Here is an 18492-nt window from a genome sequence, read left to right on the forward strand (position 1 = left end):
GATTCAGGCGCTCGCGAAGCAGCCACAGCAGATGCTCGGCGTCGCGCGAAGGCGACGCCCAGGCGATCGTGAGGCTAGATGTGCGCGGCGCGTGACGCGAAGCCAGCTCGTGCTCCAGACGCAGCTCGAAGCCGCTCAACGCCGCGTGCTGCGCCGCCAGCCAGCCGGCCAGCTGCATCACGAGCCGGCGCGCGGCAAAGAGCAGCGCTTCGGCGCTCTCCACGCGCGCCTGCAATTCGAGCGACGCGTGAAACGACGGCGGCGCGGCAAACCAGACGCGCGGATCGGGCGCCTCGCCCCGCGCCTGCGCGAGCCAGCCGAGCACGCCGTCGCCGAAACGCCGCACGATGCCGTCGCGCGGCAGCCGCCGCAAGTCGCCGAGCGTCGCGCAGCCGATCTGCGTGAGCGCGTGGTCGTGCTGCGCGGCGAACGGCGCAAGCGTGACCGGCAGCGAATCGAGCACGCGCGCGAGCGTCGTTTCCTTGAGCACATGCCAGCGGCGCGACGAACGCGTGACGTGTGCCTGCGCGAGCGTCCATGCCCCCCACGCCGTGGGCGCGCACGCCATGCGCGCGGTGTGCCCGCAGCCGGCCACCGTCGCCGCGACCCTGGCGAGCAGCGCACGCACGCCGCCGAACAGACGCAGGCCCGAGCCGACTTCGAGCAGCAGCGTGTGCGACTGCGCGAACGACACCTTGGGCGTATAGGCGAGCAACGCGAGCGCGAGCGCCTCGAACGCGCGGGTCTCGCGCGCCGGATCGGCTTCGAGCAGCACGAGCCCTGGCGCGAGCGCGAGCGCATGCGAGCGCGTGTTGCCGGGCTCGACGCCGGCGCGCAGCGCGTCGAGATCGGCGATCAGGATGCGCGTGTGGTCGGCGAGCGCGTAGCAGCGCGGCGCGCTGGCGACCTCGGCATCGGCATCGACGCTTTCAGGCAGGAGCGGCGTTGACGGCGCCGGCGGCATCAGAGGTCTGACGGCCTCCAGCGGCAACAACGGCAAGGTGACGGCGATCCACAGCATGATTGACCCCGGGCCACGGCATGACGACGGAAGCTGCGTCCGACTGGGGCAGCACCGCATCCTGCAGCGGCAATGTAATGACGAGTGGCTGGGCGGGCGGCGGCCCGCGGCGCTTGAAAATATCGACGGAGAGCGCGGCGAGCTGCATCCATTGCCGGCGGTTCAGGCTCGCGGCGTCGGGTGGCGGCACCGGCGAGCAGGTCATGCGCAGCGGCGCCGGCGACGACTGGTTGCGCGCGGCGAGCGGCCGCACGAGAAACGCGAGCGCCTGCGAATCCTGGGCGGCGACCTGCAGACGGCGCACGGCGTCGGCGCGCGCCTTCGTCTGCCAGAGCAGCACGGCGCCCATGCCTTCCTGCTTGAGCGCCTGCTCGGCCACCCAGGCGGCCTCGTCTTCGGCCGCGCGCACCCAGATCACGCGCTCGAGCGCGACCCCCCATGCCTTGAGCGCGCAGGCGTAGGGGCGCCACGGCGGCGCGACGAGCAGCACGTGCCGGCCCGCCTGCGCGGTGAGCGCGCGCAACGCCGGCGCGACGAGCCGCATCTCGCCCACGCCGCCCTGCTCGACGAGCAGCTCGGTCAGGCTGCCCGAGGGCCAGCCGGCGCCAGGGAGCTGGGCGTCGAGCGTCGCGTGGCCGCTCGGCACCGTGCGCTCGCTGGCGCGCGCGAGCTGATCGCCTTGCCACACGCGGCTTTGCAGCCGGGGGGGCAAGTGCGCGGCAAGTTGCGCTGTAGTCTGCACGGTAGTCTGCGCAGTGATCTGGGCTGCTGCTGCCATGGTTCGTGGCCTGATTGATGGGAACGCTCCGCCCTGCCCGGCAAGAAATGGGGCATCGGCAGGAAGGAGGCGGCGCGCCTCCACCTGTATATTTATACAGTATTTTGAGAGATTGGAGGAGGCGGAAATTGGGGGAGGGTCATTTTGCGATCCATTGCAAAATGCTGATCCAGGCGCTTGCGCGGATGGATCGGCCGCCGGACGTCGCGCTGACGTCCGGGGCAAACGCCGCTTAATGCTTGCCGCCAGCCCGATGCGGGCGGCTGCGATAAACGGCGCGGGGTTTGTTGATCAGGACGCCTGCGCCGACGTCATATCGAGCGCCACGGCTTGCGCCACTTCGATGCCGTCGATGGCCGCCGAGTAGATACCACCGGCATACCCGGCGCCTTCGCCGGCCGGATACAGACCTACGACGTTCATGCTCTGGTAATTGTCCTTGCGACGAATGCGCAGCGGCGACGACGTGCGCGTCTCCACGCCAGTGAGCACGGCGTCGTGCATCGCGAAGCCTGCGATCTTCCTGTCGATCTGAGGCAGGGCTTCGCGGATGGCTTCGATCACGTAGTCGGGCAGCGCGGTGCTGAGATCGGTCGGGTGCACACCCGGCTTGTAAGACGGCACCACGGAGCCCAGCGACGTCGACGGCCGGCCGGCGATAAAGTCGCCGACCAGCTGGCCCGGCGCCTGGTAATTGCCGCCGCCGAGTTCGAACGCGCGCTCTTCCCACTTGCGCTGGAAGGCGATGCCCGCGAGCGGACCGCCCGGATAGTCCTCCGGCGTGATGCCGACGACGATGCCCGCGTTCGCGTTGCGCTCGGCCCGCGAATACTGGCTCATGCCGTTGGTGACCACGCGGCCGGGTTCGGAGGTCGCCGCGACCACCGTGCCGCCGGGACACATGCAGAAGCTATAGACCGCCCGTCCATTGTTGGCGTGATGCACCACCTTGTAGTCGGCCGCGCCGAGTTGCTTGTGGCCCGCAAACTTGCCGAAACGGCTGCGATCGATCACCCCCTGCGGATGCTCGATCCGGAAGCCCAGCGAAAACGGCTTGGCTTCCATGAACACGCCGCGATCGTGCAGCATCTGGAAGGTGTCGCGGGCGCTGTGGCCCACGGCCAGCACGACGTGGTCGCACGGCAGCGTCTCGCCGTTCGAAAGCTTGAGCGCGCGCACCTTGCCCTGCTCGATTTCGATGTCTTCGACGCGGGTTTCGAAGCGCACTTCACCGCCCAGCTCGTGGATGGTGGCGCGCATTTTCTCCACCATGCTGACGAGACGGAACGTGCCGATGTGCGGCCGGCTCAGATACAGGATGTCTTCCGGCGCGCCCGCCTTGACGAATTCCTCGAGCACCTTGCGGCCGTAGTGGTGCGGGTCCTTGATCTGGCTGTACAGCTTGCCGTCGGAAAACGTCCCGGCCCCGCCTTCGCCGAACTGGACGTTGGATTCGGGGTTGAGCACGGACTTGCGCCACAGCCCGAAGGTGTCCTTGGTGCGCTCGCGCACGGCCTTGCCGCGTTCGAGGATGATGGGACGAAAACCCATCTGCGCGAGGATCAGCCCCGCGAACAGGCCGCACGGCCCCATGCCGATCACCACCGGACGCGGACGCGTCGAGTGCTCGGGCGCCTTCGCCACAAAGCGGTAGGTCATGTCCGGCGTCACCCCGCAATGCGGCTTGCCGACGATCCGCTTGAGCGCGGCCGCTTCGTCCTTGACTTCGACGTCGACGATGTAGGTCAGCTTGATATCCGAGCGCTTGCGTGCGTCGTGCGCACGGCGGAATACGGTGTAACGCACGAGCGCATCCGCCCCTACGCCGAGATCCGCGAGGCGTCCCCGAATCGCGGCTTCAAGTTCGCTTTCGGCGTGGTCGAGGGGGAGTTTGACTTCGGATAAACGTAACATGGCTGCCAGGGTGCGATCGCCACGGGAGTTGTGGCCGATCCGTATTTTATAAGCTCGGCGGCTTTTCAAAGGGAACGCAAGCCGTACGACGAAACGCGAGCGCGTTTGACCCAACATGGGACAAAAAGAAAAAGGGGCTACAGGCCAATGGCGTGTAACCCCTCGGTAATGCTGGTCGGAGCGATAGGATTCGAACCTACGACCCTCTGATCCCAAATCAGATGCGCTACCAGGCTGCGCTACGCTCCGATGAATCAGCGATTGTATCGGCACTGATGGCACGCCGTCAAATCTTCGCGATCCATAGCGACGAAAAGCGATCCACATCACGCGCTTGCCGCACACCGGCCTGGCGTGCACCATGACAGGACACGCCGCACGTGCACCCCATACCGCCAAAAAAGGAGACGCCATGCACCTCATCCTCTGGCGCCACGCCGAAGCCGAAGACATCGCCGCCAGCGACCTCTCCCGCCAGCTCACCACGCGCGGGCGCAAGCAGGCGCAGAACGTCGCGCGCTGGCTGCGCGCGCGCCTGCCCGACGACGCCGTGATCCTCGCGAGCCCCGCCGCACGCACCATCCAGACTGCCGAGGCACTCACCGATCAATATCGCGTCGTGCGCGAACTCGCACCCGATGCGAGCGTCGAGCAGGTGCTCACCGCCGTCGGCTGGCCCGAGGGCCTCGCATCCACGGTCGTCGTGGTCGGCCATCAGCCCACGCTCGGCGAGGTCGCGGCGCGGCTGCTCTCGGGCGGCGCCGATTCGCGCAGCTGGGCCGTGAAGAAGGCCGGCGTGCTCTGGCTCGCGAGCCGCGAGCGCAGCGGCGGCGACCAGGCCGTCCTGCACGCGGCCATCACGCCTGACCTCGTCTAGCCCTCCAACCCGCCTGCGCCTGCCCACCGGGCCGCCTGTGCGCGGCCCCTGCAACGATTCAAGCGCGCTTCAAGCGCACTTCGAACGCGCCCCGCCGCCCCCGGCCTTTCGGCCGCCGCGTCCGTCTGCCTTACGCCACGTCATCGAATCGTCATTGCGTTTTCATGGAAACGTAACCGCGTATTACTACATTGCCGGAAAAGTTCTCTTACTTCCGACCAGGACGCCCCATGCGAGATCTGCCGACGCCCACCCTGCCGTTCGCCTCGACGCTGTTCGAGTCGAACCGACGCTTGCCGCGTGCCGAAGAAACGGTCACCGCGCAGCATCGGCTGCAGGTGGCCTGGGCTCGCACCGACGAGGAGCTGCGCGAAGCCCAGCGCCTGCGCTACCGCGTTTTCGCCGAAGAGATGGGCGCACGCCTGACCGGCCCCGCCGGCCTCGACGTCGACGCCTTCGACGCCTACTGCGACCACCTGCTCGTGCGCGACCTCGACACGCTCAAGGTCGTCGGCACCTACCGCGTACTGCCGCCGCACCAGGCCGCGCGCGTCGGCCGCCTCTATGCCGAAAGCGAATTCGACGTCTCGCGCCTCGCGCATCTGCGCCCGAAAATGGTCGAGGTGGGCCGCTCGTGCGTGCATCCCGACTACCGCAGCGGCTCGGTCATCATGTCGCTGTGGGGCGGTCTGGGCGGCTACATGCAGCACAACGGCTACGAGACGATGCTCGGCTGCGCGAGCGTGGCCATGGCCGACGGCGGCCACTATGCGGCGAACCTGTACTGCGCGCTCGGCGCCGACGCGCTGACCGCGCCCGAATACCGCGCGTTCCCGCACACGCCGCTGCCCGTCGAGGAACTGCGCACCGGCACGCCCGCCGTGCCGCCGCCGCTCATCAAGGGCTACCTGCGCCTTGGCGCGAAGATCTGCGGTGCGCCCGCCTGGGACCCCGACTTCAACACCGCGGACTTCCTCACGCTCTTCCGCCTCTCGGAGATCAACGAACGTTACGCGCGCCACTTCCTCGGCGAAGCCATCACGCGTTAAGGCCTCATCCGCCCTTCATCGGGCAAAATCAGTGGGCAAACTCCGCGGGCGAAACCAGCGGACAAAAAAAGCCCGGCTCACCAACGAGCCGGGCTTTTTTATCGGCGCAGCAAGACGAGGCGCAGCGCGCTACGCTCACTCCTCCGTATAGACCACGCGATACGGAATGCCGATCTTGCCCCATTCCGCCGCTTCCTGAACGAGGTTGTAATCGGTGAGCGGATTGTTCTGGACCCAGGCATTGGGCAGCAGCACTTCGTAGCCGTTGCCCTCCTCCACCTTGATGTGCGGCAGGCCGACATCGGCGCGGCGGCGCGTCAGCAGCGCGGCGAGGCGCAGACAGAACAGCAGCGTCCATTCCACATCGCGCGTTTGCGAGAGCTTGCCGAGCTTGCCCACGTGGCCGAGCACGAGCGCGGCGAGGCGCGCCTGGTCGGTGCGCGAGAAGCCCGGCATGTCGGCGTTGCTGGCGATGTAGGCCGAGTGCTTGTGGTACGCGCTGTGCGAGATGGAAAGCCCGATTTCGTGCAGCGACGCCGCCCACGTGAGGAACATGCGGTTCTCTTCGCGGCGCTCCTCGTCGGGCTCCTCGAACTGGTCGTAGAACTTCACGGCCAGTTCGCCAATGCGCCCCGCCTGCGCGCGATCGACGCCGTAGCGGCGCATGAAGCCCTCCACCGTGACCGTACGCATGTCCTCGTGCTGCGAGCGGCCCAGCAGGTCGTAGAGCACGCCCAGGCGCAGCGCGCCGTCCGTGGTATCGACATAGTCGATGCCGAGTTCCTCGAACACCGCGATCATGATCGAGAGACCGCCCGCCAGCACTGGGGTGCGGTCGGGCTTGAGCGCGACGAGCTTGAGCCGGTTGACGTTCTCGGCCTTGATGAGCGCGCGCTTCAGGCGCTCGAGGCCGCCGCGCGAAATGCCGTGCGTGATGCCGGGATCGTTGAAGCCGTTCGCCTCGACGAGTTCCGCCAGCGCGCGCGCGGTGCCCGACGAACCGATCGCCTGGTCCCAGCCGGTCTTGCGGTAGTCGCCGGAAATAATCTGGATTTCGCGCGTGGCCGCGAGTTCGGCCTGGCGCATGGTGTATTCGTCGACGTTGCCCGAGGGGAAGAACTGGCGGCTATGGCTCACGCAGCCGATATAGAGGCTTTCCATGCGGATCGGCGTGTAGTGCGCGCCGATGATGAACTCGGTCGAGCCGCCACCGATGTCCACCACGAAGCGCTTGCCCGCGCTCGCCGGCACCGAGTGCGCGGCGCCCGCATAGATGAGACGCGCTTCTTCGCGTCCCGCGATCACTTCGATCGGGAAGCCGAGCGCCGCTTCCGCCTCGGTGAGGAACTCGCGCGCGTTCTTGGCGACACGCAGCGTATTGGTCGCCACCGCGCGCACCTGGTCGGGATGGAAGTCGCGCAGGCGCTCGCCGAAGCGCTTGAGCGCGTCCCAGCCGCGCACCTGCGAGGCGCGGTCTAGCAGTTTGTCCCTCGAGAGGCCGGCCGCGAGGCGCACCGGTTCGCGCAGCGCGTCCACCGGGTAGATCTGGCTGCCGGCATCGGTTTCCTCGACGCGGCCTACGATCAGACGAAAGCTGTTCGAACCGAGATCGACGGCGGCAAGCAGTTGGGGATTGGTGACCATCGAAGGGGCAGGCTCCATGCGTGCATACAGAGACGAACGCGCAGCCATGCGGGCTTGTTGCAACGCCGCCGCGCTGTCCAAATGCGTCATTTTAAGCGTAGCCGACTTCACCATGTCGCTCCTCGCATTGGTCATGACCATGGGTACTTTTACCCAGCGTGCATGTTCGCAACGCGACTTGTCGATTTCGTGAAAATGCGGCGTAAAATTTATGACACTACGAATGTCACAATAAAGTCATATTACTGTGAGAATTTCCGAGCGTCCGTTCGAATCCATTCCTGACATTCCGTTTTCATTGCCGATGTCCATCCGCTATCCCCTACTCAATCGCGAACTGGGCATTCTGGGATTCAATGAGCGCGTGCTCGCACAGGCGTCCGATCCCGCTGTTCCTTTGCTGGAGCGCTTGCGCTTTATCTGTATCACCAGCAGCAACCTCGACGAATTCTTCGAAGTCCGTATGGCCGGGCTTCAGGAGCAGATGCGCGACAACCCGGGCGCGCTCTCGCCCGACGGCATGTCGCTGCAGCACGTGTACGACCTCGTGGTCGAGCGCGCGCAGCGTCTCGTGCATCGCCAGTACCGCATGCTGCACGACACCGTGCTGCCCGCGCTCGAACAGGAAGGCATCTACTTCCACGGCACCGACGCCTGGAACGAAGCGCAAACCGCATGGGCGCGCAAATACTTCTTCGACGAACTTCTGCCGGTTCTGACGCCCATCGGGCTCGATCCCGCGCACCCGTTCCCGCGCGTGCTCAACAAGAGCCTGAACTTCGTGGTCGAACTCGAAGGAAAGGACGCCTTCGGGCGCCAGGCCGTCATGGGCATCGTGCAAGCGCCGCGCGCGCTGCCGCGCCTCGTGCGCATGCCGCAGGAGCTTTCGGGCTTCCAGCACGGCTTCGTGTTGCTCGGCTCGCTCCTGCAGCGCTTCGTGGGCGAGCTGTTCCCGAGCCTCGTCGTGCGCAGCTGCAACCAGTTCCGCATCACGCGCAACAGTGAACTCTTCGTCGACGAAGACGAAATCACCAACCTGCGCGTGGCGCTGCAGGGCGAACTGCCCGCGCGGCACCTCGGCAACGCGGTGCGTCTCGAAGTGTCGGCGGAAACGCCCCCGCATCTCGTGAAGCGCCTGCTCGACGAAAGCGGCCTCGACGAAAAGGACTGCTATTTCGTCGATGGCCCCGTGAATCTCGTGCGGCTCATGCAGCTGCCCGAAATGGTCGATCGCCCCGACCTCAAGTTCGTGCCGCACGTGCCGGCCATTCCGCGGCGCATCGCCGCGAACAGCAACATGTTCGACGTGATCGATCAGGGCGACGTGCTCCTGCATCATCCGTACGAGAGCTTCCAGCCCGTGCTCGAACTGCTGTTGCAGGCCGCGAACGATCCGAACGTAGTCGCGATCAAGCAGACGATCTACCGCACCGGCACCGACTCGCCGCTCATGGACGCGCTCATGCAGGCCGCGCGCAACGGCAAGGAAGTGACGGTGGTGGTGGAGCTGCTCGCGCGCTTCGACGAAGAGACCAACATCAACTGGGCCGCGCAGCTCGAAGCCGTGGGCGCGCACGTGGTGTACGGCGTGGTGGGCCACAAGTGCCACGCCAAGATGATGCTGATCGTGCGCCGCGTGCCCGTGAACGGGCGCATGGTGCTGCGCCGCTACGTGCACCTGGGCACGGGCAACTACCATCCGCGCACCGCGCGCCTCTATACCGACTTCGGCCTCATGACCTCGGAGCCGAAGATGTGCGAGGACGTGCACCACGTCTTCCAGCAGCTCACGGGCATCGGCGGCGAGCTGCAGCTGCATGATCTGTGGCAGTCGCCGTTCACGCTGCATCCGAAGATGATCGAGGCGATCCGCAACGAAGCCGACGCCGCGCGCGCGGGCAAGAAGGCGCGCATCGTCGCGAAGATGAACGCGCTGCTCGAACCGACCGTGATCGACGAGTTGTACGAAGCATCGCAGGCCGGCGTGAAGATCGATCTGATCATCCGTGGCGTGTGCTCGTTGCAGCCGGGCGTGCCGGGGCTGTCCGAGAACATCACGGTGCGCTCGATCGTCGGGCGTTTCCTCGAGCACCACCGCATCTACTACTTCTATGCGGGCGGCAAGGAAGACGTCTACCTGTCGAGCGCGGACTGGATGGATCGCAACCTGTTCCGCCGCGTCGAAGTGGCGTTCCCGATTCACGACCGCCGGCTCAAGCGCCGCGTGATCGCCGAAGGGCTCTCCACCTTCCTCGGCGACAATCAATCGGCGTGGCTCATGCAAAGCGACGGCCACTATCGCCGCCGCCGCGCGGGCAAGGCCGTGCGCAATGCGCAGCTGAGCTTGCTGGCGAAGTTCTGTCCGTGACGCCTTGACGGGTCGATCACGCTGGACGCAAAAAAGCCGCTGAAGCGGCTTTTTCAATTGCGCCGGCGCTTCGTTACACCGGCGCCGGCTGCCGTCTCGTCGTGCGCGCGGCCGGGAAGCGCACCGTGAACGTGCTGCCCCGCCCTTCCTCGCTCTTCACTTCGAGCGCCGCGTCATGACGCTGCAGCACGTGCTTGACGATCGCGAGACCGAGTCCCGTGCCGCCCGTGTCGCGCGAGCGGCTGCGATCCACGCGATAAAAGCGCTCGGTCAGGCGCGGAATATCGGCGGCCGGAATGCCGAGGCCGCTGTCGGTGACCGCAAAGACCGCGCTGCCGTGTTCCGCGCGCCACGACAGATGCACCGTGCCGCCGTCCGGCGTGTAGCGCACCGCGTTGGTCGCCAGATTGCCGAGCGCGCTCATGATCTCGGTTTCGGAACCGGTGACGCTCAATCCATCGTCGAAGTCGGCCGTGATGCGGTGACGCCCGCCCGAGAGGCTTTCGGCGTCCTCGCGCACGTGCCCGAGCACCGCGCGCATATCGACCATATGGTCGCCGGGCTGACGCCCCTCGCCTTCGAGCTTGGCGAGCACGAGCAGGTCGGTGACGATGTGGCGCATGCGCGAGGCCTGCTGCTCCATCAGCTCCAGGTAGCGGTTGCGCTCGGCTTCGCCAAGCGGCAGCTCGCGCATCGTCTCGAGGAAGCCGGAGAGCACCGTGATCGGCGTTTTCAGCTCGTGCGAGACGTTGGCCACGAAGTCGCGCCGCATGGCGTCGGTGCGCTCGAGTTCGGTGATGTCCTGCGACAGGATGAGCTTGCGGTTCTCGCCGTACGGAAACACCTGCACCGAGATCACGTTCTGACGCTTCGCGCCCATGCCGCGCATGATCAGCATGTCCTTGTAATCGTGCGAATTGAGGTAGCGCACGAAGTCGGGCTGACGCACGAGATGCGTGATGTGCTGGCGCAGGTCGCGCTTGGCGTCGAGGCCGAAGTGGACTTCCGAGATCGCGTTGCACCACTCGATCTGGTCGTGGTCGTCGAGCATGGCGACGCCGTTGGGCGAAGCCTGGATCGCCTGGATGAAGCGCGAATGCTGCTGCTCCACCTGGCGCACCTGAGCGTGCCAGCGCTTCGCGAGCTTATGCAGACGGTAGTAGATTTCGCCCCAGATGCCGGGAGCGCTCGGCACTTCGCCGTAGACCGGCGCGTCGAGCAGGCGCCACAGACGCTGCTTGTGAAACGTGCTGAAGAGCATTTGCGCGAGCAGCGCCAGCACGGCGATGCTCAGCGCGAGCTTGACGCCAAAAATCGCGCCGATACCCGCGCAAATGAGCGCGAGCAATACGATCGATACGAGGGAGCGCGCCCAGATGATGTTCATGTTCCTGCGATCGAAGATAAATACGGTCGGATGCGGGCACGCGACATCGAGTGACTACCGCGCGAGTACCGGCGGCAGTGAAACGGTCGCGCCGCCCGGTGAATCACCCTGCGGCGCGGCCATGGGCCCAGCTCAGGCGCTCTTGGCGAGACGGTAGCCGCTGCCGCGCACCGTTTCGATCATAGCATCGCACCCAGCCGGCTTGAGCGCGGCGCGCAGACGCTTGATATGCACGTCCACCGTGCGCTCTTCCACGAACACGTGATCGCCCCATACCTGGTCGAGCAGCTGCGTGCGGCTGTGCACGCGCTCGGGATGCGTCATGAAGAAGTGCAGCAGGCGGAACTCGGTCGGGCCGAGATCGAGCTTGATTTCCGAGCCTTCGGCGGCGGCCGCGACGCGGTGCGTGGCCGGATCGAGCTTCAGACCGTTGATCGCCACCACGTCTTCCGTGAGCTGCGGCGCGCGGCGGCGCAGCACCGCCTTGATGCGCGCCATCAGCTCCTTGGGCGAGAACGGCTTCGTTACGTAGTCGTCAGCGCCGATTTCGAGGCCGAGCACCTTGTCCTGCTCGTCGCCACGCGCCGTCAGCATGATGATCGGGATATGCTTCGTGCGCTCGTTGTTGCGCAGATCGCGCGCGAAGTTCACGCCCGACTTGCCCGGCAACATCCAGTCCAGCAGGATGAGATCGGGCAGCACGTCGCTGATCAGGTTCTGCGCCTGCTCCGCGTTGTAGGCGCGGATCGGGCAGTGGCCTGCGTGCTGCAGGTTCACGGAAATCAGCTCGGAAATGGCGGGCTCATCTTCGATGACGAGAATGCTGCTAGGCATCGGCACCTCTTGACCTTGTTACCTGTTAAATCGGATTAGCTGAGCGCTTCGCGTTCGAGGGCGTCGCGCGACTTGTGGCGCACGTCGGTGCCCTTCACGATGTAGATGATGAATTCCGCGATGTTCTTCGCGTGGTCGCCGATCCGCTCGATCGCCTTGGCGATGAACAGATAGTCGAGGCCCACCGAGATCGTGCGCGGATCTTCCATCATGTAGCTCACGAGCTTGCGCACGAACGCGCGGAATTCCTCGTCGATCGCCTTGTCGTCGCGCACGATCTGCGCGGCCGCCACGGTGTCGAGGCGCGCGAACGCGTCGAGCGCGCGGCGCAGGATCGACACGGCCATTTCGCCCGAGACCTTGATCTCGGCGATGTTGACGGTGCGCGAAGCGCCGTCTTCCATCAGGCGCCTGGTGCGCTTGGCGATCTTCTCGGCTTCGTCGCCGGCGCGCTCGAGATTCGTGATGGTCTTCGAAATGGCGAGCACGAGGCGCAAGTCGCGCGCGGCCGGCTGGCGGCGCGCGATGATATTGCTGCACTCCTCGTCGATCTCGACTTCCATCGTGTTGAGGCGGTCCTCGGCAGCGATCACGCGTGCGGCGGCCTCGCTGTCGAAGTCGTTGAGCGCCTGCATTGCCGTGATGATCTGCGATTCGACGAGGCCGCCCATTTCGAGCACCTTCGACGAAATGAGGTTCAAATCGGCGTCGAACTGGCTGGACAAGTGTTTGTCGGACATGATTTGCTCCCTGCTCCGATTAGCCGAAGCGGCCGGTGATGTAGTCTTCCGTTTCCTTGCGGACCGGCTTGATGAAGATCTTTTCGGTGTCACCGAATTCGATCAGCTCACCAAGGTACATGTAAGCAGTGTAGTCCGAGCAACGCGCGGCCTGCTGCATGTTATGGGTGACGATCACCACCGTGTAGTCGCTCTTGAGTTCCGCGATCAGCTCTTCGATGCGGCCCGTGGAAATCGGGTCGAGTGCCGAGCACGGCTCGTCGAGCAGCAGCACTTCGGGGCGGATCGCAATGCCGCGCGCAATGCACAGGCGCTGCTGCTGGCCGCCCGAGAGGCCGTAGCCGCTCTGGCCGAGCTTGTCCTTCACTTCGTTCCAGAGCGCGGCCTTGGTCAGCGCCCATTCCACGCGGTCATCCATTTCCGGGCGCGAGAGCTTCTCGAACATCTTCACACCGAACGCGATGTTGTCGTAAATCGACATCGGGAACGGGGTCGGTTTCTGGAACACCATGCCGATACGCGCGCGCAAGAGCGAGATATCGCGCCTGGTCGTCAGCAGATTCTCGCCGTCCATCACGATCTCGCCTTCGGCGCGCTGCTCCGGATAGAGCGCGAACATCTTGTTGAAGGTGCGCAGGAGCGTGGACTTGCCGCAGCCCGACGGGCCGATGAACGCCGTCACCTTGCCATCTGGAATCTGCAGGTTGATGTTCTTCAGTGCGTGATACTTGCCGTAGAAGAAGTTCAGGTCCTTCACTTCGATCTTCGGCTTGCCCAGCGCCGGCAGGCGTGCGTTCTGGGCGGGATCCGCAGGTTCAAAGCCAGCGGAGGGCGCATTGCCGTGCGCAGCGGTGTTGAGGTGACTCTCAGCCATGTTCATCGGGAACTCCGCCCTTGCTTACTTGTTCGAAAAGATCGTGCGCGCGAGGATATTCAGACCCAGCACGCCCAGCGTGATCAGGAAAACGCCGGCCCACGCAAGCGACTGCCACTGCGCAAACGGGCTCATCGCAAACTTGAAGATCGTGACCGGCAGGTTCGCGATCGGTTGATTCATGTTCGCGGTGAAGAACTGGTTCGACAGCGCGGTGAAGAGCAGCGGCGCGGTTTCGCCGGCGATACGTGCAACCGCCAGCAGCACGCCCGTCACGATACCGGCGACCGACGCCTTCAGCGTGATCGACATCACCATCTTCCACTTCGGCGTGCCGAGCGCGAATGCGGCTTCACGCAGGTTGTTCGGCACGAGCTTGAGCATGTTCTCGGTCGTGCGAATCACGATCGGAACCTGCAGGAGCGCCAGCGCGATCGCGCCGGCCCAGCCGCTGAAGTGCCCCATCTTCGCCACGACGAGCGCGTACACGAACAGGCCCACGACGATCGAAGGCGCCGACAGCAGAATGTCGTTGATGAAGCGCGTGACGCTCGCGAGCCAGCTCTTCTGGCCGTATTCCGCGAGATAGATGCCCGCGAGAATGCCGATCGGCGTGCCGACGAACGTTGCGATCGCAACGAGCATCAAGCTGCCGACGATGGCGTTGGCGAGACCGCCGCCGTCGGTGTTCGGCGGCGGCGTGGACTGCGTGAACAGTTCCACCGAAAGGCCGCCGATGCCAAGCGAGAGCGTCGTATAGAGAATCCACACGAGCCAGATAATGCCGAACGCCATCGCAGCGAGCGAGCACGTGAGCGCGATCGCATTGGTCACGCGACGGCGGCGCTGCAGCTTGTCGCGCATGCGCTCCAGTTCGGGGCCGTAAATCGCACCCGGAATTTTCATCATCGGTTCGCTCATCGCGCACCCTCCGCTTTTTCAAGGCGCAGCAACATGAGCTTCGAGATCGACAGCACGATGAAGGTGATCACGAAAAGGATCAGGCCGAGTTCCATCAGCGCGGCGGTGTGCAGGCCCGGGCTCGCTTCCGCGAACTCGTTGGCGAGCGCCGAGGTGATGCTGTTGCCCGGCGAAAAGAGCGACACGTTGTCGAGCAGGTTCGTATTGCCGATCACGAACGTGACGGCCATCGTCTCGCCGAGCGCGCGGCCGAGACCCAGCATCACGCCGCCGATCACGCCGGTCTTGGTGAACGGCAGCACGATCTTCCACATCACTTCCCAGGTCGTGCAGCCGATGCCGTAGGCCGACTCCTTGAGCAGCACGGGCGTGACTTCGAACACGTCGCGCATGACCGAGGCGATATACGGAATGATCATGATCGCGAGAATCACACCGGCGCACAGAATGCCGATGCCGATGGGCGCGCCCTGGAACAGCGCGCCGACGATCGGCATGCCGCCCAGCAGCGAGCCGAGCGGCTTTTCGAACCACTGCGCGAAAATCGGCGCAAACACGAGCAGACCCCACATACCGTAGACGATCGACGGGATCGCGGCGAGCAGTTCGATGGCGATGCCGAGCGGGCGGCGCAGCCACGCGGGCGAAAGCTCGGTGAGGAACAGCGCGATGCCGAAGCTCACGGGCACGGCGATGATGAGCGCGATGATCGAGGTGGCGATCGTGCCGTAGATGGGCACGAGCGCGCCGAACTGCTCGCTGGGTGGATCCCAATCGGCAGTCCAGAGGAATGCGAAACCGAATTTCTGGATCGTCGGCAACGAGGCGATGATCAGCGACACGATGATGCCGCCGAGCAGCAGCAGCGTGACGATGGCGGCGAGGCGTGCGAGGCCGCCAAAAATGATGTCCCCTGCCGGGCTGGGCGCTTTTTGCTGCGCGGCGTTGCCGGGCGGGTTCGACACGAGCGGGACGTCGGACATGGTGACCTGGGTTCCAGTTGCCGCGAGCGCGGGGCTCACGACGTTGATGCAGCCGTGGGACTGCAGATCGTCCGCCTCCCGGCCGTTAATACTGACAACCGGAAGGCGGACGGCACATCTTGGACAGCGCGGATTCAGGCAAGCCACAAGCGAACAGGCCGCGCGCGTCACGCGGCGGCCTTTTTTTACGCTTGCCTGACGCCTTGCTTACTCAGCGACGGGCTTGCCGCTCGCGTCCTTGACCTTCTCCTTCCACTGCGACTTGATTTCGCTCACGACCGACTGCGGCAGCGAGATGTAGTCGAGGCTGTCAGCAGCCGGCGTGCCGTTCTTGAAGGCCCAGTCGAAGAACTTGAGCGTTTCCTTGCCCTGCTCAGGCTTGTCCTGTGCCGTGTGCAGCAGCACGAAGGTCGCGCCGACGACCGGCCATGCGTCCTTGCCCGGCTCGTTCGTGAGGATCTGGTAGAACGACTTCTTCCAGTCCGCGCCAGCGGCCGCTGCCTTGAACGTTTCGGTGTCCGGCTGAACCACAGCGCCCGACTCGTTCTTCATGGCAGTGTAGACCATGTGATTTTGCTTGGCGTACGCCCACTCGACGTAGCCGATCGCGCCCGGCAGACGCTGCACGAAGGCTGCGACGCCGTCGTTGCCCTTGCCGCCCGTACCCGTCGGCCAGTTCACGGTCGTGCCTTCGCCGACCTTGCTCTTCCAGTCGGGGTTGACCTTCGAGAGGTAGTTCGTCCAGATGAAGCTGGTGCCCGAACCGTCGGCGCGGCGGACCACGGCGATGTCGAGATCAGGCAGCTTGACCTTCGGGTTCAGTGCGACGATGGCCGGATCGTTCCACTTCTTGATCTTGCCGAGGTAGATGTCGCCGAGCACCGGGCCCGACAGGGTGATCTCGCCCGGCTTCACGCCAGGCACGTTGATCGCCGGCACGACGCCGCCGACCACCGTCGGGAACTGGAACAGGCCTTCCTTGGCGAGATCCTCGTCCTTCAGCGGAGCGTCCGAGCCTGCGAAGTCAACCGTCTTGGCCTGAATCTGCTTGATGCCGCCCGACGAGCCGATGCCCTGGTAATTCACCTTGCCGCCGCCCGACTTTTGATAGGCATCCGCCCATTTCGTATAGATCGGTGCTGCGAAGGTGCTGCCCGCGCCGGTGATGTCAGCAGCCTGCGCTGCGATCGCGAAGAGCGCGCCAGCAACGCCAGCGAGCGCGGTTTGCATCAATTTCATGAGACCTCCAGTGTGTGAGCGGATGAACGACACCGCGAAGCTTAGGGGGTCTCTGTGACAGTACTGTGACGATTCATGAAGCGAACGTGACAGTTCGATTACTGCCTGAAAGGCGCGTGGATATGCGTTTTGAGCGCTTTTGCGGGCCTCGTTTCGGCATGGCCTGCAGGCACTTTGGCGACCGAAAAGCCCGCCTGGCGGCCGTTTGGAGGCCGTTTGGAGGCCGTCCAGGGGTCTGATGAAAAAATTCGAAGATTTCCTCGAAATTCGTTTGCAAACCGTAATCGATTGTTTTAAACGTTTGCCTGCTTGCGTTGCGACGCCGAACAAATCGCAATAAAAGATGAGCACGACGGCCAGTTGCCGCGTCGTGCTCATCGGTTTGGTGCTGGCGCGACCCAGTCGCGCGATTTGCGCGACTTAATAATCGCCGGCGTTCACGCGATCGAACGCTTCACCACGCTGGCGATCGCCTCGGCGTAATGCAGCGTGTCGCGCTCCTCGCGGGCCTCGACCATCACGCGCAGCACCGGCTCCGTCCCCGAAGCGCGGATCAGCACACGACCCTTGCCCTTCAATTCCGCCTCGGCGGAAGCGATCGACTGCTGGATCTCGGCGTTGCCCTTCCAGTCAGCGCCCTGCGCGATGCGCACGTTGATGAGCTTCTGCGGAAATAGTTTCACGCCGTCGAGCAGTTGCGCGATCGTCTTGCCGCTGCGCTTCATCGCCGCGAGCACGAGCAGCGCCGAGACGATGCCGTCGCCGGTCGTGTGACGGTCGAGCGACAGGATGTGGCCCGAGCCTTCCGCGCCGAGCTGCCAGCCGCGCTCGCGCAGTTGCTCGAGCACGTAGCGGTCGCCTACGTTCGCGCGCACCAGCTGTACGCCGAGGCCTTCGAGCGCCTGCTCCACCGCGAGATTGGTCATGAGCGTGCCAACCGCCCCTTCCACCTTGCCGTCGGTCGCGATGCGGTCCTTCACGAGCACGTAGAGCAGTTCGTCGCCGTTGTAGAGGCGGCCCTGTGCATCGACGATCTGGAGACGGTCGGCGTCGCCGTCGAGCGCGATACCGAGGTCCGCGTGATTCGCGCGCACGGCGCGCACGAGCGCGTCAGGCGCGGTCGCGCCCACGCCGTCGTTGATGTTGAAGCCGTTCGGCGATACACCGATCGGAATCACGTCGGCGCCCAGCTCATGGAACACGTGCGGCGCGATGTCATAAGCCGCACCGTTGGCGCAATCGATCACGAGCTTCAGGCCGCGCAGATTGAACGCCTGCGGGAACGTGCTCTTGCAGAACTCGATGTAGCGGCCGCCCGCGTCGTGCAGGCGGCGTGCACGGCCAAGCTGCTCGGACGGTGCGCAGGCGAGCGGCTGCTCGAGCTGCTCCTCGATCAGCGTCTCCACCTCGTCGGGAAGCTTGTTGCCGTCGGCGGAGAAGAACTTGATGCCGTTGTCGTAGTAGGGATTGTGCGACGCGCTGATCACGACGCCAGCGGCGAGCCGCAGCGCGCGCGTGAGATAGGCGATGCCGGGCGTCGTCATCGGACCGGCCAGCATCACGTCGATGCCCGCAGCCGACAGCCCCGCTTCCAGGGAGGCTTCGAGCATATAGCCCGAAATACGCGTGTCCTTGCCGATCAGCACGGACGGGCGCGGCCCGGATGCCGCTGCCGCCCCCGCGAGCACCTTGCCCGCGGCATAGCCTAGCCGAAGCACGAAATCGGGCGTGATCGGCGCCTCGCCGACCTTGCCACGCACTCCATCAGTTCCGAAATAACGACGTCCCATCTTTCTACCCCTCGGTTTGGTCCTGCTTTGTCCTGTATTGTCGCGCCCGGAGCCGCTCCGGCGCACTTCGCGC

The 18492-nt window shown here is 65.2% G+C and carries 15 protein-coding genes and 1 tRNA gene; 3 read left to right on the forward strand and 13 right to left on the reverse strand.

From position 1 onward, the window contains the following. The 4 genes from AB4Y44_RS07795 to AB4Y44_RS07810 form a co-directional block, all read right to left on the reverse strand. On the reverse strand, nucleotides 1–1021 hold a 1021-nt coding region (locus AB4Y44_RS07795), incomplete at its 3' end, for a DNA polymerase Y family protein (protein WP_368699165.1). Then, nucleotides 930–1799, reverse strand: a complete 870-nt coding sequence (gene imuA / locus AB4Y44_RS07800; RefSeq protein ID WP_368699166.1) for a translesion DNA synthesis-associated protein ImuA — start codon at nucleotides 1797–1799, stop codon at nucleotides 930–932. The genes imuA and AB4Y44_RS07795, both read right to left, overlap by 92 nt. Nucleotides 1800–2090: 291 nt before the next feature. Next, entirely contained in the window at nucleotides 2091–3713 is a 1623-nt protein-coding gene (locus AB4Y44_RS07805; protein WP_368699167.1) for an NAD(P)/FAD-dependent oxidoreductase, read from the reverse strand. A gap of 172 nt (nucleotides 3714–3885) precedes the next feature. Further along, nucleotides 3886–3962: transfer RNA gene (locus AB4Y44_RS07810), tRNA-Pro, on the reverse strand. A gap of 163 nt (nucleotides 3963–4125) precedes the next feature. Here AB4Y44_RS07810 and sixA point away from each other — a divergent pair. Continuing rightward, entirely contained in the window at nucleotides 4126–4590 is a 465-nt protein-coding gene (sixA, locus tag AB4Y44_RS07815; protein WP_342921894.1) for a phosphohistidine phosphatase SixA, read from the forward strand. A 230-nt stretch (nucleotides 4591–4820) separates the two neighbouring features. Then, entirely contained in the window at nucleotides 4821–5639 is an 819-nt protein-coding gene (locus tag AB4Y44_RS07820; protein ID WP_342921893.1) for a GNAT family N-acyltransferase, read from the forward strand. A 135-nt stretch (nucleotides 5640–5774) separates the two neighbouring features. Here AB4Y44_RS07820 and ppx read toward each other — a convergent pair whose 3' ends face one another. Next, complete coding sequence (gene ppx / locus AB4Y44_RS07825) at nucleotides 5775–7394, reverse strand: exopolyphosphatase (protein ID WP_368699246.1); 1620 nt, start codon at nucleotides 7392–7394, stop codon at nucleotides 5775–5777. A 193-nt stretch (nucleotides 7395–7587) separates the two neighbouring features. On the opposite strand from ppx, the gene ppk1 reads away from it, so the two are divergent. After that, a complete protein-coding gene (gene ppk1 / locus AB4Y44_RS07830) occupies nucleotides 7588–9651 on the forward strand; it encodes a polyphosphate kinase 1 (protein WP_342921892.1) in 2064 nt (687 codons plus the stop codon). A 73-nt stretch (nucleotides 9652–9724) separates the two neighbouring features. On the opposite strand, the gene phoR is transcribed toward ppk1, so the two are convergent. The 8 genes from phoR to glmM form a co-directional block, all read right to left on the reverse strand. Then, complete coding sequence (phoR, locus tag AB4Y44_RS07835; RefSeq protein ID WP_342921891.1) at nucleotides 9725–11038, reverse strand: phosphate regulon sensor histidine kinase PhoR; 1314 nt, start codon at nucleotides 11036–11038, stop codon at nucleotides 9725–9727. Nucleotides 11039–11170: 132 nt separating this feature from the next. After that, nucleotides 11171–11872, reverse strand: coding sequence for a phosphate regulon transcriptional regulator PhoB (phoB, locus tag AB4Y44_RS07840; RefSeq protein WP_042261377.1), 702 nt, complete (start codon nucleotides 11870–11872; stop codon nucleotides 11171–11173). A gap of 35 nt (nucleotides 11873–11907) precedes the next feature. Beyond that, nucleotides 11908–12612: a phosphate signaling complex protein PhoU gene (gene phoU / locus AB4Y44_RS07845; RefSeq protein WP_342921890.1), complete on the reverse strand. Its 705-nt coding sequence runs from the start codon at nucleotides 12610–12612 to the stop codon at nucleotides 11908–11910. A gap of 19 nt (nucleotides 12613–12631) precedes the next feature. Next, nucleotides 12632–13492: a phosphate ABC transporter ATP-binding protein PstB gene (gene pstB / locus AB4Y44_RS07850; RefSeq protein ID WP_342921889.1), complete on the reverse strand. Its 861-nt coding sequence runs from the start codon at nucleotides 13490–13492 to the stop codon at nucleotides 12632–12634. 18 nt (nucleotides 13493–13510) lie between these two features. Next, nucleotides 13511–14407 carry a phosphate ABC transporter permease PstA gene (gene pstA / locus AB4Y44_RS07855; RefSeq protein WP_342921888.1) on the reverse strand — a complete coding sequence of 299 codons (897 nt, stop codon included), beginning with the start codon at nucleotides 14405–14407 and terminating at the stop codon, nucleotides 13511–13513. After that, nucleotides 14404–15390: a phosphate ABC transporter permease PstC gene (gene pstC, locus AB4Y44_RS07860; RefSeq protein WP_342921887.1), complete on the reverse strand. Its 987-nt coding sequence runs from the start codon at nucleotides 15388–15390 to the stop codon at nucleotides 14404–14406. The genes pstA and pstC overlap by 4 nt, the downstream gene beginning before the upstream one ends. 207 nt (nucleotides 15391–15597) lie before the next feature. After that, a complete protein-coding gene (gene pstS, locus AB4Y44_RS07865) occupies nucleotides 15598–16629 on the reverse strand; it encodes a phosphate ABC transporter substrate-binding protein PstS (protein WP_368699168.1) in 1032 nt (343 codons plus the stop codon). Between the two features lie 437 nt (nucleotides 16630–17066). Then, the gene (gene glmM / locus AB4Y44_RS07870) at nucleotides 17067–18419 is read right to left on the reverse strand and encodes a phosphoglucosamine mutase (protein ID WP_342921884.1); all 1353 of its coding nucleotides are present in this window, start codon (nucleotides 18417–18419) and stop codon (nucleotides 17067–17069) included. Nucleotides 18420–18492 lie beyond the last annotated feature (73 nt).

The sequence above is a fragment of the Paraburkholderia sp. BR10937 genome (assembly GCF_040965695.1).
Classification (GTDB): Bacteria; Pseudomonadota; Gammaproteobacteria; order Burkholderiales; family Burkholderiaceae; genus Paraburkholderia.

Bases quoted from the DNA above. Each gene is read 5' to 3' on its own strand.
- imuA (WP_368699166.1), bottom strand. From the start codon at position 1,799: ATGGCAGCAGCAGCCCAGATCACTGCGCAGACTACCGTGCAGACTACA.
- glmM (WP_342921884.1), bottom strand. From the start codon at position 18,419: ATGGGACGTCGTTATTTCGGAACTGATGGAGTGCGTGGCAAGGTCGGC.
- pstA (WP_342921888.1), bottom strand. From the start codon at position 14,407: ATGAGCGAACCGATGATGAAAATTCCGGGTGCGATTTACGGCCCCGAA.
- ppk1 (WP_342921892.1), top strand. From the start codon at position 7,588: ATGTCCATCCGCTATCCCCTACTCAATCGCGAACTGGGCATTCTGGGA.
- phoU (WP_342921890.1), bottom strand. From the start codon at position 12,612: ATGTCCGACAAACACTTGTCCAGCCAGTTCGACGCCGATTTGAACCTC.
- AB4Y44_RS07805 (WP_368699167.1), bottom strand. From the start codon at position 3,713: ATGTTACGTTTATCCGAAGTCAAACTCCCCCTCGACCACGCCGAAAGC.
- sixA (WP_342921894.1), top strand. From the start codon at position 4,126: ATGCACCTCATCCTCTGGCGCCACGCCGAAGCCGAAGACATCGCCGCC.
- pstC (WP_342921887.1), bottom strand. From the start codon at position 15,390: ATGTCCGACGTCCCGCTCGTGTCGAACCCGCCCGGCAACGCCGCGCAG.
- phoR (WP_342921891.1), bottom strand. From the start codon at position 11,038: ATGAACATCATCTGGGCGCGCTCCCTCGTATCGATCGTATTGCTCGCG.
- AB4Y44_RS07820 (WP_342921893.1), top strand. From the start codon at position 4,821: ATGCGAGATCTGCCGACGCCCACCCTGCCGTTCGCCTCGACGCTGTTC.
- pstS (WP_368699168.1), bottom strand. From the start codon at position 16,629: ATGAAATTGATGCAAACCGCGCTCGCTGGCGTTGCTGGCGCGCTCTTC.
- pstB (WP_342921889.1), bottom strand. From the start codon at position 13,492: ATGAACATGGCTGAGAGTCACCTCAACACCGCTGCGCACGGCAATGCG.
- phoB (WP_042261377.1), bottom strand. From the start codon at position 11,872: ATGCCTAGCAGCATTCTCGTCATCGAAGATGAGCCCGCCATTTCCGAG.